This is a genomic window from Myxococcaceae bacterium JPH2 (assembly GCA_016458225.1).
Taxonomy (GTDB): Bacteria; Myxococcota; Myxococcia; order Myxococcales; family Myxococcaceae; genus Citreicoccus.
Map to the genome: position 1 here is coordinate 1 of JAEMGR010000119.1, position 989 is coordinate 989.

The window sequence follows — 989 nt, forward strand, 5'->3', positions numbered from 1 at the left end:
ACGAGGACATCGTCCTGACCGCTGTAGCGGTGGAGCAGGGATTGGAAGGCGGCCAGCAACACCATGAAGGGCGTGGCGCCCTCGCGCTGGGCGAGGGACTCCACGGCCTCACTCAAGGCGCGCGGGAAGGCGACGGACAGCGTGGCGCCTCGGTGTGAGAAGACGGCCGGCCTGGGGCGATCGGTAGGCAAGTCCAAGGCGGGCGGAGAACCCGCGAGCTGATCCGCCCACCACTTCAGCCGAGTGCGGAGCGTCTCGCCCTGAAGCCACGTGCGCTGCCAGACGGCGTAGTCCGCGTACTGGACGGGCAGCTCCGGTAGCGGCGATGGACGGCCTTGGGCGAAGGACGCATAGAGCGCGCTCATCTCGCGGACGAGCACTCCGAGCGACCAGCCATCCGAGACGATGTGATGGAGCGTGAGGAGCAGGACGTGCTCGCGCGGCTGCAACTTCAGGAGCAGTGCGCGGAGCAGCGGACCGCGCGCGAGGTCGAACGGTCGCCGTGCGTCCTCGGTCGCGAGACGCACCGCCTCGGCCTGTCGCTGGGCCTCGTCGAGCACGTGGCGGAGATCCACGTGCGCCATGGGCACGGCCATCTCCGCGTGAATGTCCTGAACGGGCTGTCCCGCATCGGTGCGGAACGTCGTGCGCAGGGACTCGTGCCGGCGCACCAGTTCCTCGAAGCCGCGATGCAGGGCCGCTTCATCCAGATCGCCCTCCAGTCGCAGCGGCAGGGGGACGTTGTAGAGCGGGCTGCCGGGTGAGAGCTGATCGATGAACCACAGCCGCTGCTGCGCGAACGACAGCGGAAGTGCTCCCGTGCGCGAGGCCCGCTTCAGCGGCGGGGCCTGCGTCACCGCGATGTCCCCGAGCCGCTCGGAGAACTCCGCCACCGTGGGCGCGTCGAACACGAGGCCCAAGGGGGCTTCCCGTCCCAGTGACGCGCGGATGCGCGCGACGAGCTGGGTCGCGAGCAACGAGTGGCCTCC

General features: G+C 69.9%; 1 protein-coding gene. It reads right to left on the bottom strand.

Going from position 1 to position 989, the window contains the following annotated elements; all coding sequences use genetic code 11:
* Positions 1-989: non-ribosomal peptide synthetase (locus JGU66_36385; GenBank protein ID MBJ6766255.1), on the bottom strand; the 989-nt coding region annotated here is incomplete at both ends.